The sequence below is a fragment of the Microtetraspora malaysiensis genome, from assembly GCF_001528665.1.
Lineage (GTDB): Bacteria > Actinomycetota > Actinomycetes > Streptosporangiales > Streptosporangiaceae > Microtetraspora_A > Microtetraspora_A malaysiensis.
On record NZ_BBYJ01000014.1, the window covers coordinates 213,941 to 227,935 of the forward strand.

10 protein-coding genes are annotated in these 13,995 nt (G+C 69.6%); 7 read left to right on the forward strand and 3 right to left on the reverse strand.

Annotation, left to right across the window (positions count from 1 at the left end; translation table 11 throughout):
• Nucleotides 1-19 precede the first annotated feature (19 nt).
• Nucleotides 20-1,042: an ABC transporter substrate-binding protein gene (locus AWQ71_RS19485; protein ID WP_067135167.1), complete on the forward strand. Its 1,023-nt coding sequence runs from the start codon at nucleotides 20-22 to the stop codon at nucleotides 1,040-1,042.
• A gap of 146 nt (nucleotides 1,043-1,188) precedes the next feature.
• Here AWQ71_RS19485 and AWQ71_RS19490 read toward each other — a convergent pair whose 3' ends face one another.
• Nucleotides 1,189-1,599: a DUF6223 family protein gene (locus tag AWQ71_RS19490; protein ID WP_067135169.1), complete on the reverse strand. Its 411-nt coding sequence runs from the start codon at nucleotides 1,597-1,599 to the stop codon at nucleotides 1,189-1,191.
• A 209-nt stretch (nucleotides 1,600-1,808) separates the two neighbouring features.
• Here AWQ71_RS19490 and AWQ71_RS19495 point away from each other — a divergent pair, with 209 nt between their 5' ends.
• The 3 genes from AWQ71_RS19495 to AWQ71_RS19505 all read left to right on the forward strand — a co-directional run bounded on the left by AWQ71_RS19495 (nucleotide 1,809) and on the right by AWQ71_RS19505 (nucleotide 4,916).
• Nucleotides 1,809-2,936 carry a sensor histidine kinase gene (locus tag AWQ71_RS19495; protein ID WP_067135170.1) on the forward strand — a complete coding sequence of 376 codons (1,128 nt, stop codon included), beginning with the start codon at nucleotides 1,809-1,811 and terminating at the stop codon, nucleotides 2,934-2,936.
• Nucleotides 2,933-3,598 carry a response regulator gene (locus AWQ71_RS19500; protein ID WP_067135172.1) on the forward strand — a complete coding sequence of 222 codons (666 nt, stop codon included), beginning with the start codon at nucleotides 2,933-2,935 and terminating at the stop codon, nucleotides 3,596-3,598. Before AWQ71_RS19495 ends, AWQ71_RS19500 begins: the two co-directional genes overlap by 4 nt.
• Nucleotides 3,599-3,770: 172 nt before the next feature.
• Entirely contained in the window at nucleotides 3,771-4,916 is a 1,146-nt protein-coding gene (locus AWQ71_RS19505; RefSeq protein ID WP_157570441.1) for a mandelate racemase/muconate lactonizing enzyme family protein, read from the forward strand.
• A gap of 34 nt (nucleotides 4,917-4,950) precedes the next feature.
• On the opposite strand, the gene AWQ71_RS19510 is transcribed toward AWQ71_RS19505, so the two are convergent.
• Nucleotides 4,951-5,973: an ArsR/SmtB family transcription factor gene (locus AWQ71_RS19510; protein WP_067135176.1), complete on the reverse strand. Its 1,023-nt coding sequence runs from the start codon at nucleotides 5,971-5,973 to the stop codon at nucleotides 4,951-4,953.
• A gap of 58 nt (nucleotides 5,974-6,031) precedes the next feature.
• On the opposite strand from AWQ71_RS19510, the gene AWQ71_RS19515 reads away from it, so the two are divergent.
• From AWQ71_RS19515 to AWQ71_RS19525, 3 genes are all read left to right on the forward strand, one after another.
• Nucleotides 6,032-7,258 (forward strand): MFS transporter, encoded by a 1,227-nt coding sequence (locus AWQ71_RS19515; RefSeq protein ID WP_067135178.1) that lies wholly within the window; start codon nucleotides 6,032-6,034, stop codon nucleotides 7,256-7,258.
• Nucleotides 7,259-7,673: 415 nt separating this feature from the next.
• Nucleotides 7,674-8,216, forward strand: coding sequence for an SMI1/KNR4 family protein (locus tag AWQ71_RS19520; RefSeq protein WP_067135180.1), 543 nt, complete (start codon nucleotides 7,674-7,676; stop codon nucleotides 8,214-8,216).
• 484 nt (nucleotides 8,217-8,700) lie between these two features.
• Nucleotides 8,701-11,865: a WD40 repeat domain-containing protein gene (locus AWQ71_RS19525; protein WP_157570442.1), complete on the forward strand. Its 3,165-nt coding sequence runs from the start codon at nucleotides 8,701-8,703 to the stop codon at nucleotides 11,863-11,865.
• Nucleotides 11,866-12,237: 372 nt separating this feature from the next.
• Here the strand turns inward: AWQ71_RS19525 and AWQ71_RS19530 are convergent, their stop codons facing one another.
• Nucleotides 12,238-13,773, reverse strand: a complete 1,536-nt coding sequence (locus tag AWQ71_RS19530) for a S8 family peptidase (protein ID WP_067135184.1) — start codon at nucleotides 13,771-13,773, stop codon at nucleotides 12,238-12,240.
• Nucleotides 13,774-13,995 lie beyond the last annotated feature (222 nt).

Sequence of the window (13,995 nt, forward strand, 5' to 3'; positions counted from 1 at the left end):
CCGAAAGGCGACCCCCCACATGAAGAAGCACCTCGCGCTCTCCGCCGCCGGTCTCGTCCTCGCCGGCGCGACCGGCTGCAGCGGGTCGGCACCGTCGGCCTCCGAGCAAGTCAAGATCATGGTCGGCGGCATCGACAAGGTCATCTACCTGCCGGCCAAGCTGAGCGAGCAGCTCGGCAACTTCACCCAGGAGGGCCTGAACGTCCAGCTGCTCACCGAGCCCGCCGGAGCACAGGCCGAGAACGTGATGCTGTCCGGCGACGTCCACGGCGTCGTCGGCTTCTACGACCACTCCGTCGACCTGCAGGCCAAGGGGAAGTGCGTGAAGAGCGTCGTCCAGTTCGCCGACGTCCCCGGCGAGGTGGAGATCGTCGCCGCGGACAAGGCGGACGCCATCACCGGGCCCCAGGACTTCGCCGGCAAGAAGCTCGGCATCACCAGCCCCGGGTCGTCCACCGACTTCCTGACCCAGTACCTCGCGGTCAAGCACGGCGTGGCGCCCGAGTCGTACACGCGGGTGAAGGCCGGGGCGGGCGCCACCTTCATCTCCGCCATCGAGAACGGCGGCATCGACGCGGGCATGACCACCGACCCCACCGCCGCGCAGCTCGTGACCACCGGCAAGGGCAAGGTGTTCATCGACATGCGCACCAAGGAGGGCACCCGGGCCGCGCTCGGCGGCCTCTACCCGGCGAGCTCGCTGTACATGACCTGCGAGTGGGTCGACGGGCACAAGGAGATCGCGCAGAAGCTGGCCAACGCGTTCGTGCGCACGCTTCGGTGGATCAACGCGCATTCCGCGCAGGAGATCGCCGACAAGATGCCCGCCGAGTTCAAGGGCGCCGACGAGACGCTGTACGTCAAGGCGGTCAACGACTCCAAGGGCATGTTCACCGACGACGGCATCATGCCCGACGACGGCCCGAAGAACGTGCTGGAGGTGCTGTCGGCGTTCAGTCCCGACGTGAAGGCCAAGAAGGACCAGATCGACCTGTCCAAGACCTTCACCACCGAGTTCACCTCCAAGGTCCCCCAGTCCTGACGGTTGCCCGACGTCACGGCGGCCCGGCTGTTCCCGGCCGCCGTGACCGGCGTCTCGTCGCCCCGATAACGATAGAGACGAACGATTGATCCCGGCATGCGTTCCAGCCAACCGGCGGCGGGCGGTGGACGCCAACCGTCAGCCGGTCAGCCGGTGCGGCGGGCGCGGGCCAGAACGAGCCCGCCGAGAACCACGGCGATCAGCCCCACCACCAGGGCGACGAAGCCTCCGACTATTCCGTAGCCGGTGCCGGGGCCGCCTTTGGCGGCGGCCACGATAACCCCGCCGATGACCAGGCCGGCCAGTCCCGCCCCCACGGCCACGACGGCCCCGCGTCTCCCGTCGCCGGTGCCGATGCGACCGGTGGAGCGGGCCAGAGCCAGCCCGCCGATGACCACGCCGACCAGCCCCAGCAGCGCGCCGCCCAAGGACCAGAGACGCCCGGCGGTCAAGGTGTAGGCATCGACGTCGGCCGACTGGACCAAGACGTGCGCGGCCGCCGGTCCGGCGAACCCGAAACCTCCGAGCAGGGTGGCAAGCGGGGGACGGACGGACATGCGGTGCTCCTTCTTCTCTTACGACTGCTTCTCTTACGACTGGACCTCGCCGATCATGTCCGCCGGCACCGTCGCCGGTCGTCCTGCTGACGCGGGCAATTCGCGCTGCCGCGGACGCCGCAGGAGCCGCGAAGATACTGCGAGCGCGGTAGCGGCCGATCGTCCGCGCGCAGGAGTTGGCCGCGCGAACATCCCGCTAAGGTGCGCGCATGAGCACAGGACGGTCCGGTGTCCCGGCGCGTGTCATGGATTGGGCGATCGCCGTCGGCGTGGCGGCGACGCTGCTCGTCACCGGGCTGTCCAAGCAGCACTCCGCCACCTACCTCGAGCTGCCCGGCTACGCGCTCCTGACGGCCGGCGGTCTGGCACTGGCCGCGCGCCGCCGGACTCCGGTTCTCGTCCTGGCCGCCACCGGGCTGTGTGCGGTGGGTTACCAGGCGGCCGGTTTCGACGCGCCCGCCGTCGCGTACCTGTTCGCGGTGTACGCGGCCGTGCGGGCGGGGCATCGCACCGTCACGGTGGCGGCGAGCGTGACCATGCTGCTCGCTCTCCCGCTCGCGGCCCTCGCCTCGGGCTTGCACGACACCGGCGAGGCGTTCGCGCAGGCCCGGGGCGCCCTCGAAATAGCCTGGCTGATCGCGGCCGGTGCCGCGGGCGAAGCGCTGCGGCAGGCCGAGCAGCGGGCGGACGAGGCCGAGCGCACCCGGGAGGAGACCGCGCGGCGCCGCGCCGACGAGGAGCGGCTGCACATCGCACGAGAGCTGCACGATTCGCTCACCCACCAGATCTCGGTCATCAAGGTGCAGGCCGAGGTCGCCGTCCATGTGGCCCGCAAGCGGGGCGAGCAGGTGCCGGAGGCGCTGCTGGCGATCCAGGAGGCCTCTCGGGAGGCGACGCGGGAGCTGCGGGCGACCCTGGAGGCCCTACGCGACGACGACACGACCCCGCCGCATGGCCTCGACCACGTACCGGAACTACTGAAGCGGGCCCGAACGAGCGGACTGGACACGACGCTGACGGTCGAAGGGCAGCGGTGCGACGTGCCGGCCGCGGTGGACCGGACCGCCTATCGCATCGTTCAGGAGTCGCTCACCAACGTCGCCCGTCACGCCGCCGCCACCACGGCCTCGGTCCGGATCGACTACCGTGCGGACGCCCTCGCCGTACGCGTCGACGACGACGGCACGGCCGCGCCGGGCAGCGCCCCGATGCCGGGCATCGGACTGCTCGGGATGCGCGAACGCGTCACGGCCCTCGGCGGGCACCTGCGCGCCGAACCCCGCGACGAGGGCGGCTTCACCGTACAGGCCGAGCTCCCCGTGGACCGTACGTCATGATCCGTGTCCTGCTGGTCGACGACCAGCCGCTCATCCGCAGCGGATTCCGCGCGCTCCTCGACCTCGAGGACGACATCGAGGTGGTGGCCGAGGCCTCCGACGGGAAGGAGTGCCTGGCTCTGGCCAGGGAACACCTGCCCGACATCGCGCTCATCGACATCCAGATGCCCGTCGTCGACGGCATCGAGGCGACCCGGCGCATCGCCGCGGACCCGGCCCTGGCCGGAGTGCACGTCGTCATCCTGACGAACTACGGCTTGGACGAACACGTCTTCAACGCGCTGCGCGCCGGCGCGGCCGGATTCCTCGTCAAGGACATCGTGCCGGAGGACTTCCTGCACGCCGTACGCGTCGCCGCGCGCGGTGACGCCCTGCTCGCACCGTCGATCACCCGCAAGCTGATCAACCGGTACATCACCCAGCCGCTCCACGCCGATGCCGGCACGGGGCTGAAAGAGCTGACCAACCGCGAACGCGAGGCCGTCGCCCTGGTCGCGCAGGGCCTGTCCAACGACCAGATCGCCGACCGCATGGTGATCAGCTCATTGACCGCGAAAACCCATATCAACCGGGCCATGACCAAGCTCCATGCGCGTGACCGCGCCCAGCTCGTGGTCCTCGCCTACGAATCCGGCGTGGCGGTCCCACGCGGAGGCTCCTGACCTCCACGGGCCGGCCCGCTCTGTACTGCTCGCGGACGCTCAACCAGCCGTCCCACGCCCGCTCCGGAAATGACGTGAATTCATTCCGTTAATTCGCCGAACAATTCCAACATGCTAGGTTCGGGGCATTACGGCAGCTAAATAAGCATGAATTCATTCCGACGGGAGAATCATGGAGTCGCTGGTCGTCGAGCGGGTGGAAACGTTCGTCGTGGAATTGCCGTCCATCCGGTCGTTCAGCATTTCCGGAGGAAGCGTCACCACGGCGGGCAAGCCCACGGAACGGGTGCTGGTCAAGGTCACGGCCGGCGACCGGACCGGCTGGGGTGAGGCGACCCCGACGCCCTCCTGGACGTACGAGACCGTGGAGTCGATCTCGACGACGATCCACGGCTACCTCGCCCCCGCGCTGATCGGACGGTCGGCGTGGGATCTGGACGGCGCCTGCGCGGCCTACGAGAAGGTGATCAACCGTGGCCTGACGATCGGTTCTCCCATCGCCAAGTCCGCGCTCGACATCGCGCTGCACGACCTGATCGGCCGGACCCTCGGCGTCTCCGTCGGTGTGCTCTGGGGCCAGCGCCGCCTCGACCGGATCAAGCTCGGCTGGATCGTGGCCGGTCAGACCCCCGCCGAGGTGCGGCAGGCCGTCGAGGAAGGGCGGGCGCAGGGCTACCAGGCGTACAAGGTGAAGGTGGGCCTGCACGACGAGGCGACGGACGTCTCGGTCGTGGCGGCGGTCCGGGAGGCGGCGCCGGACGCGCCAATCTGGGTGGACGCGAACCAGGCCTACACCGTGGACGGCGCGCTGCGCATGGCGCGCAGGCTGGTCGACCTCGACGTGTCGGCGTTCGAGCAGCCGCTGCCCGCGAACGACATCACCGGCCTGCGCCGGCTGCGCGACCACAGCCCGCTTCCGGTCGCGCTGGACGAGAGCCTGCGCCACCCCTCCGACATGGCCACGTTCGTGAAGCTCGACGCGGTGGACATCGCGATCGCCAAGGTGCAGCGTTCCGGCGGGCTCACGCTCTCGCGGCGGCTCTGCCAGCTCGCCGAGGACGCGGGGCTGCGCATCATGGGGTCGGGGCTGACCGACACCGATCTCGGGTTCGCCGCTTCGCTGCACCTGTTCGCCGCGTTCGGCGTGGACACCCCCGTCGATCTCAACGGGCGGCAGTTCGTCCACTCGGCCTACGTCGGGGACAGCACGGTGGAGGTCGTCGACGGCACGGCCCTGGTGCCCACGGGACCGGGCCTCGGCGTCGAGGTGGACGAGGACGCGGTCCGCTCCCTCGCCTCGGCGCACTGGGTCGCCTGACCGGGAGACGTTCAGGGGCGGCCGGGAGGCGGGGTCAGCCGGCGGGTCGAGTGCGGGAGCCCGGCCCGGGCGAGGACGTCTCGTCGACCTGGCCGCCCCCCAGCAAAGCTTCGGCCGTCGTCGTACGGGCGTAGAGGATGTACCGCCCGGTGCGGTGCGCGGTGCACAAGCCGGCGTCACGCAGCGCGGTGAGGTGCTGGTTGACGCCGGGCTCGGAGAGCCCGACACGCAGGGCCAGGTCGCGGGTGGAGGCGGGCTGGTCCAGCTCGGCCAGCAGACGTGCCCGCGTCCTGCCGAGCACGGCGGCCAAGGCCCGCGGCGGCTCCAGTCCGCGACGCTCCCAGAGCGTGCCGATGCCGCGCGGCGAGTAGCGGACCGTGGGCTGGTACGGCGGGGTCGTGACGGAGAGGACGCGCGGCCAGACGAACACGCAGGGCACGAGCAACAGCCCGAGACCGCGCAGTGAACGGGTCCCCGACACGTAGCGGTGTTCCACCCGCAGCGTGCCGTCGTGCCAGGTCACGCTCGGGTCGAGGTCGGTCAGCATGCGCTGCGCGCCACCCTCCGCCAGGAGCTTGGCACGGTAGAGGATCTCCCCTTCGAGCAGGGACCTGATCCGTGGCCAGTACGGGGCGATGGCCGCCTCCCAGTAGTTCTCCACCTCCTGCGCCAGGCGTTCCAGGCCCTTGCCGGGGTCGGCGTAGAGGGCCTCGACGCGCTTGGTGCGGGGGGTACCGGCGTCGTCCAGGTCGGTGCGGACCCGGTCGGCCGCGGCCCGCATCGTGGCCAGCTCCAGTTCCAGGTCGGGGATGGAGGTGGCGGGCGGGGTGCAGGTGAAGCCGGCGATCGAGATCGTGGGCACCGGCACGAGGTCCGACAGCAGGCGCCAGTCCACGTCCGCGAGGCGCCGCCGTACCTGCTCCACCCAGGGACGCAGCAGCGGGTGCGCCGCGGGGTTCTTCACGACGCGGACGCTCGCGACGACCTCGCCGAGCGGGGAGATGGCGAAGCGGATGTTGGCGATGTCGCGGGTGGTGAACGTCAGCTCCAGCGTCATGGATTCGCTTCTCACTTAATCGATGGCCCTTTGCGCGAAATATCAGCATCTTTGCGGCATGACGGCAACACAAGTGGAAACTCCCCTGCTGCGGCTTCCCAACTTCCGTAACCTCTACATCGCGGGCGCGATCAGCCAGGCGGGCAGCCAGATCAGCTACGTGGCGCTGCCCCTGCTCGCGGTCACCGCGCTGAGCGCGGGCCCCGCCGAGGTCGGCCTGCTGAGCGCGCTGAGCACGCTCACGGTGCTCGTTCTCGGATTGCCCGCCGGCGCCTGGGTGGACCGGGTCAGGCGGCGTCCCGTGATGCTGGCCACCGACCTGGCGCGGGCGCTCGTCCTGCTGTCCGTGCCGGTCGCCTGGTGGGCGGGATGGCTGTCCATGGCGCAGCTCTATCTGGTGGCCATGCTGGTCGGCGCCGGAACGCTGTTCTTCGACGTGGCCTCGTTCAGCCTCGTGCCGGGCATCGTCGGGCGGGACCGGCTGACATCTGCCAACTCGCTGCTCGTGGGCACGAACTCGGGCATGGACGTGGCGGGACGCAGCCTGGCGGGCGTGCTGGTGCAGGCGGCCGGAGCGCCCGTGGCCATCCTGCTCGACGCGCTCAGCTACCTGTGGTCGGCCGCCTGGCTGCGTCGCGTCCGGGAGCCGGTCCAGGCGGCACCCGACACACCGCGCCCGCCCGTCCGGCGGCAGATCTCGGCCGGCGTGCGCTTCGTGTTCGGCAATCCGGTGCTCACCGCGGCCCTGCTTCAGGGCTCGATGACCAACCTGGCGTACCCCCTCTGCTCGGTCCTGCTGCCTGTGCTCATCGTGGATCGGCTCGGGCTGCCGGAATGGGTGCTCGGGGTCTACCTGGCGGCCGGCGGCCTCGGCGTGCTCGCGGGATCGTCCGCCGCGCACCTGATCGGCCGCCGGCTCGGCACCGGCCGGGCCGTGTGGGTGGTCGGTCTGGTCACCTCGCCGCCGGCGTTCGTGATCCCGTTCCTGGACCGCGGGCCGTGGCTGTGGGCGGCGACGGCGGCGTGGTTCGTGCTGACGTTCCGGACCGGGCTCAACAACGTGCTGCTCGTCAGCCTGCGGCAGCGCGTCACGCCCGACGACATGCTGGGCCGGATGACGGCCACGATGCGCCTGCTCCTGATGGGCGCGGTCGGACTCGGCGGACTGCTCGCCGGGGTGCTCGGGGAGCTGTGGGGGGTGCGGGCTCCGATGTGGCTGGGCGCCTTGATCCAGGGGGTGAGCTGGGTGCCGATCCTCCTCTCGCCGCTACGCCGCGAACCGTGACCGACCAGACCGGACCGCCGATCACGAGCCCTGCAGTATGCGCGCGATCGGTCGTGACCAGCTCGGGGTCATGCGACATCTGGGCTACGACCAGTTCGGCATCATGGGACACGATCGCGGGGCGCGCTGCGCCTACCGTTCCGCCCAAACGATCAGCGCGCCGATCTCCCCGCCCTTGGCGTCGACCACGCCGATATCCAGGGCAAGGGCTGAGTTAGGCGCAGAGGCCCGTCCCGCCCCAGCAACGCCGAGCCAAATGCTTGGAGACCGGTCATCCTGGACGCCGGCGACTTCCACCTGATCGAGCTGAGAGCACCACCAGGGAACGCCACCCATGGGCAGCGAGCATTACCAAGGCGGAGCTGGGGGCCAACATCAGATGAAATGTCAGCCGTGACGGATATCGTCACCCGCCATGAGTATCCAGTACGCATGGTCTGACTTCTTCCCGGCAGAGGAGCCGGTCGCCGAAGGTCCTGACCGCCCGCCATTAGGACCGGACCACGATCTCCACCCCCCGGCCAGTGAGTTAGAAGTCAGTCAGCTCGAAGAGCGGTTGGGCCTGAGCCTGCCGCCGAGCTATCGGCAGTTCCTCCTGTTCGCCAACGGCTGGGGCGTCGATGAGTACTCCCTACGGCCGGCCGCGGACGTCGGCTGGTTCCGTGATCTTGAGCCCAGGATTGTCGAAGCGTGGTCATCGCCCGAGGGTGAGAAGCCTTGGAGCGTGCCCGATGACCTCTACTTCGTCTACGGAAAGGAGCAGGACTGCGTCCATCTGAGAGAGGAGTATCTGCCTGGCACCCTTCTGATCGGGCACTGGGACGATGGAGAATTTCTCCTCAACCCCTACGTCAAGACCTCTGATGGCGAATGGGAGGCCTGGTATCTCGCGCCCTGGTTGCCCGGCGCGAGACGCCACAGGTCCTTCTGGGACCTGATGAAGGACCAATTGTTTTAGTCCACATTGACTGCCACGGAATGTCACGGTGGGTACATGGTCATCACCTGCGTGGACAGCTTCAGCCCCGCATCACATCCGCGACGGCACCTACCGCGAGGATTTCTCCCAGGTCGTACCGGCTCGGGACCTGATGTAATGGCAGCCCTGCGCAACGTAGCCATCGGAATCTTGAAGCTCCTCTGCGGCTGGACCAGCATCGCTCAAGCCAATCATCGCCAGACCCAAGACCCTACGCGTTGCCTTGCAACCCTCGGCCTCGCGTGATCAAACCGTAAAAACGCGAGAACGCCGGAGCCCTGCGACTCCCCCACTTGCGGGGATGGATGGGCTCGGCCTCCGGCTTCCGGTTCGAGCGCCGCGCCACCATCGGCCTGGGCGGCACCCACTGCCCTTCCATTTCGCCAGAAACGAGGCCTAACCCTGAAACTCCGGCTGTTCGCGCCACGTTGAACCCGATGATGGTGGGTGGAAAGGGGAGCACGTGGCGCAAACGGGGGCGGTTTCCGGTGCGGAGGGACGGATCGAGCGTGAGGCGGTGGATCGGGTCGTCGCCGCGCTGACCTCGGGGGAAAGCGGGCTGGTGCTGGTGGTGCCGGAGCCGGCGGGGGTTGAGGGGATGGGCGTCACCGCCGTCCTGGCGGCCGCGCTGCGCAACCCCGAGGTGATCGTACGCTTCCCGGAGGGCATCGGCTGGGTGACCGTCAGCACCACGACACACCCGGACCAGTTCGTCGAGGAGCTGACGGAGGTCATGACCGGCCTCTTCGAGGGCGTGGAGCCGTACTCCGGGCTCGACCCGGACGAGCTCTTCGAGGCCATCGCGGCGGCTCCACAGGACGAGGAAGCGGGGGCCCGCCTGATCGAGGAGCGCATCTCCCGGCCGGGCGAGCGGTTGATGGTGCTCGACGGGCCGGTTGCCGGCGTCGTGGTCGGCATGGCGTTCATGTGGCCGGACTGCACGTGGCTGGTGACGGCGGGCACCGACGAGGAGGCGCCGCCGTTCGCGATCACGGTGCCGGTCGGGCCGATGACCCCGGCTGAGAGCACGGCCCTGCTCCGGCACGACCTGCCGGTGCTGGACGAGGGGACGGCCGTGCGGCTGGCGGAGCTGACCTGCGGCTGGCCGTTCGCCATCACGCTGGTGCGCTCGGCGATCATCGCCCAGGGCGACGTGGGGATCGTCGGGCGGCTGCCGGAGGGCGTGGACCTCGCCGACCCCGATTCCCGGGCGGCGTTGATCGGCGCCGCCGTGGATCATTCAGTCGGCTGGCTGCGAACGATCGACCCCGCGGCCGCGGAGCGCTTTCTCGACCTGGGTCTGTTCGACGAGCGCGAGTCCATCCCCATCGGTGTGGCGGCCATGCTGTGGTGCTCGGACGCGGGCATGACGAGTGACGAGATCGACGCGTTGATCGCGCGGCTGGAGAGCCTGTCGCTCCTCAGGCACGACACTGACGAGCAGGTTCTCGTGCTCCCGTCCACGGTCCGCGCCCACGTACGCGGGCTCCTTGGCGAGGCGGGGCTGGACCGTGCGCGGCGCAGGCTGATCGACGCCGACCCGGGCGACATCCCGGAGGCCTGGGGCGACCTTCCGGGCACGGTCACGTGGATGCTCCGGAACATCGTCAGCTACCAGGCGGCGGCCGGCGCCACGGAGGAACTGGCCGCGACGGTGGGCGACGTGTCATGGCTCGCCGGCCGGCTGCAGCTGTCCGGCGTCGAGGCCGTCCTCGGCGACCTGGACAAGGCGGGTGAGCGCGAGACCGAGCCGCTCCGCCGCACCGTCGCCGCCTCCGCCCACCTGCTCGAGACGGCGCGCGAGCTCGGGGACGCGTTCCCCACGCTCGCCTGCCGCCTGCACGCCGTACCGGGCATGGCGGAACGCGCCCACGCGTGGCGGCACGAGATCGGCGGGCCCTGGCTGGAGTCGCGCTGGACGCCACCGGATCTGCCGCACCCCGCCCTGGTGCGTACGCTGCACGGCGACACGGGCAAGCTGACCGACGTCGCCGTCGCCCCCGACGGCACCTGGGTGGCCGCATCGAGCGAGAACGAACGGGTGCTGCGTTGGCGGCCGGACGGCACCCAACTGAACAGCCTCTTAGGGCATGAATTGATGGTCACCGCGGTGGCCGTCTCCCCGGACGGTACCTGGCTGGCCAGCGCGAGCTGGGACGACAGCGTACGCCTGTGGCGGGCCGACGGGAAAATGATCGACGCCCTCGATGATCACCCCGATAGCGTGTCCGCCGTCGAGATCGCTCCCGACGGCACCTGGCTGGTCTCGTCCGGTGATGGCTTCATCCGGTTCTGGAACGCCGACGGCACGCCGCGCGCGGCTGTGGACGGGCTGGAGGGCAACCGTGAGCACATCGCCATCGCGCCCGACGGATCGTGGGTCGCATTCGCCGGCTTCATGGCCGCCGAGCTGCGGAACTCCGACGGAACCCTCAGGGCGGACCTCGGCTCCACCGACGCCGTCGCCATCGCGCCCTCGGGAGAGTGGCTCGCGACGACCGACATGAGCCTCCGGTTGCTGAACCCTGACGGCGGCCTGCGCGCCGAATTCGACGACGTGAAGTGTTACGGCGGTGGCCTGGCCATCTCGCCCGGCGGCTCGTGGCTGGCTGTGGGCGAGATCCACAACGACGTCGTCCTCCGGGACGTCGACGGCACGATCCTCGCCCGCCTCCACGGCCACACGGACGACATCACCGCCGTGGAGATCGCGCCGGACGGCACCTGGCTCGCGTCGTCGAGCGAAGATCGAACGGTCCGGATCTGGGACGTGGGCATCGCCCTGCGCGAAGACGTGCCGGGGCGGGCCGGCGAGCGGCAACTGTACTCCGTCGCGGTCGCCCCGGACGGCTCCTGGCTGGCCACCACCGGCCGGCGCGGCCTCACCCTGTGGAACGCCGATGGCAGCGTGCGGCACCAGGGCCCCGACCTTTCCGGCGGCAGCGTGGCCATCGCGCCTGACGGCACGTACCTGCTCACCGGCGACTGGGACGGGACCGCGCGGCTGCACGACCTCGACGGCACGGTACGCGCGAGCAGGTCCATGAGGCGCCGGCCGGAGATCGAAGCGGTGACGATCTCCCCCGACGGCGCCTGGACGGCGATGGCGGTCGGCGACAGGGTGCGCATCGCGACGGCGGGCGGCAGGCACGTCACGACCACGAAGCGGCACGGCGACGACGTGAGTGCCCTCGCCATCGCCCCCGACGCGTCGTGGCTCGCCGTCGCGGCGGACAGTGACGTGCGGAGATGGGATGCGAAGGGCCATCCGCTGGGACCGCCCATGACCGCCGAAACGCTGATCAACGCGCTGGCCATCGCCCCCGACGGCCGGTCCGTGGCCGCGGCGACGTACGACGGCGTCGAGCTGTTCGATCTGGACGGCGAGCAGGTCTGGGAGGCCGCGTACGACGGGATGCTGACGGGCGTCGCCTTCTCACCCGACGGCGTCCACCTCGCCACGACCGCGGAGCGGGGACGGCTGCGGGTCTGGGAGGCCGCCACCGGAAGGTGCCTGACCATGGTGATCGTGGACAGCACGCTCAAGGGCTGCGCGTGGACGCCCGACGGCTCGGGGATCTACGCGGCCGGTACCGCGGGCCTGTTCGCCTTCACGTTCCATCGCTGATCTGCGCGCGTTGTCGATTCCGGGCCGCGGCGCGCAGCGGAGAGCCTCAAGTTCCATCTGCGTGAGCTGGACCCCGACGATCACGCTGCGCAGTGGGTTCGCGTTCGGCTGGATGAGATGGGCGACGACTACGTTTCTCTCCTGCCTGAGCGTGCCAAATGGCGGCATACCTAGCCAGGCGATCAACAGAAGCGCCCGGGGCGAATCTCCCGGGCACTTCGACTTGCTTTGTGTCGCTTCAACCGAGCGCGTCACCAAGCTTTCCAAGGCCTGACGCTTGCAACTCCTGGTCGCCGTACGGCGCTGGGCCTACACCCTCATGACGGTGCAGGCCCAGCGTGGTGGTGTCACCTAGGTGATACCAGGGTCAGTTCACTTGATGACTGCGAGGGCGTCGACGACGCCAGCGCCGAAGAAGCTGTTGTCGTCGACGGTGCCGATGCAGGCCGCGGTGTTCTGCGGGCACGGCTTGGATTCGGCCCGCGCCTTGAGCTCGCTGATCATCTCAGCCGGCGACCAGGACGGGTGCGCCGACTTCATCTGCGCCATGACGCCGGCGACGTGCGGGCTCGCCATCGAGGTACCGCTCTTGGTGCCGTAGCCGTCGGCCCCCGTCCGGGTGTTCCACGTCGTCGAGTAGATCGACGAGCCGGGAGCCGCGACGTCGATCTTGCCGAGGCCGTAGTTGGAGAAGGACGACCGGATGCTGTCCAGCGTGGTGCCCACGCGCTGCAGGGATGCGACCGTCACGACACCGTCGAACTCAGCCGGGATGTCGTTGCAGCGGTTGTTGATCGTGCGCACGGTCGGCCTCGGCGCGTCATTGGGGCTGCCCGTGTCCACGGTCTTGTTGGCCATGTCGTAGTTGGAGTTGCCCGCCGCAGCGACGTGGACGACGCCCTGCTTGGTGGCCCACTCCACAGCGCGCCGGACGGCCTCCTTGCTGGCAGCCTGGTCGGACTGGTCGTCACACCAGAACTCGAACGGGTCGACATAGTAGGAGTTGTTCGTGACGTCCATGTGCTTCAGACCCGCCCACATGAAGCCGCAGATGGCGTACTCCGGGTAGATGAAGCCGTCGTTGTTGACGACCTTGACGGCCGCCATGCGCACGTTCGGCGCAACACCGACGATGCCGATGTTGTTGCGTGCGGCGGCGATGGTGCCGGCGACGTGCGTACCGTGGTCACTCGACGTCGGGCGCCAAGCCAACGGCGTCTGATCCGGACGGCCGACGTTAGTGCAGTTGACCGAGTTCGCGACGTCGATGTTGGCCTTGAGGTCCGGGTGTGTCGGCGAGATGCCGCTGTCGAGCACCCCGACGAGGACGTTGCGGTTGCCGTCGGAGACCGCCTGCGCCTGCGGGGCCTTGATCATTTGCATGTCCCACTGGACGCCCTCGTTGGGGTCGAGGCCCTCGCCAGGCTGCGGGTCGGACGGGATGTCGCCGTTGTCCGGCTTCTTGGCACCCTTCTTGTACCCGTTGGCGCCGGGGCCCCACGGCGGGGCCAGGTCGGTCGGCGTCCCCTCGGAGACCCCGGCCGTGCGGGTAGCGCCGACGGAGGCGACCGCGTTGGCGCCCTTGGCGGTGACGTTCTCGCGGAAGGCCGCGCGGTCGGAGTGGGCGACGACCACGCCAATCTCGGGCCAGGACTGGACGACGACACCTCCGGCGGCCTCGACCGCGCGCTCAACGAGACGAGTTTGGCCGGGGTTGGCGATCCGGGAGTTGACGACGTAGCTCATGAGCATCCCGTCGGGGATGTCCACGTTGACCGGTGTCGACGTCGGCTCGTCGGTGGTGGCCGCGCTGGCCGAGTCGATCGCGCCTCCAAGGAAGGCGGCACCCACCATGGCAAACGCCGCGGCGGTGGCCGCGAGGCGTCGCTTGGGGAGGGCATGCTGCATGCGTTGCTCCTTGAACGGTCAGGCCGCGGCACCCATCGCCGCGGTCTGGCTGGCCCCGATTCCGAAAGCCCGAAATCGCCCCGAATCCAGCCTTTAAGGTTGATTGGTGACCGTAACAGCTCGATCATGAATTGTTCAAGAGTTCACCAAGGCGCAGGGCTGACCGGATCTACCTGCCGACCGACGATCAAGCGCACAAGATGGTCTTCTTCCGAATGGCGC

Bases quoted from the DNA above. Each gene is read 5' to 3' on its own strand.
- AWQ71_RS19485 (WP_067135167.1), top strand. From the start codon at position 20: ATGAAGAAGCACCTCGCGCTCTCCGCCGCCGGTCTCGTCCTCGCCGGC.
- AWQ71_RS19490 (WP_067135169.1), bottom strand. From the start codon at position 1,599: ATGTCCGTCCGTCCCCCGCTTGCCACCCTGCTCGGAGGTTTCGGGTTC.
- AWQ71_RS19495 (WP_067135170.1), top strand. From the start codon at position 1,809: ATGAGCACAGGACGGTCCGGTGTCCCGGCGCGTGTCATGGATTGGGCG.
- AWQ71_RS19500 (WP_067135172.1), top strand. From the start codon at position 2,933: ATGATCCGTGTCCTGCTGGTCGACGACCAGCCGCTCATCCGCAGCGGA.
- AWQ71_RS19505 (WP_157570441.1), top strand. From the start codon at position 3,771: ATGGAGTCGCTGGTCGTCGAGCGGGTGGAAACGTTCGTCGTGGAATTG.
- AWQ71_RS19510 (WP_067135176.1), bottom strand. From the start codon at position 5,973: ATGACGCTGGAGCTGACGTTCACCACCCGCGACATCGCCAACATCCGC.
- AWQ71_RS19515 (WP_067135178.1), top strand. From the start codon at position 6,032: ATGACGGCAACACAAGTGGAAACTCCCCTGCTGCGGCTTCCCAACTTC.
- AWQ71_RS19520 (WP_067135180.1), top strand. From the start codon at position 7,674: ATGAGTATCCAGTACGCATGGTCTGACTTCTTCCCGGCAGAGGAGCCG.
- AWQ71_RS19530 (WP_067135184.1), bottom strand. From the start codon at position 13,773: ATGCAGCATGCCCTCCCCAAGCGACGCCTCGCGGCCACCGCCGCGGCG.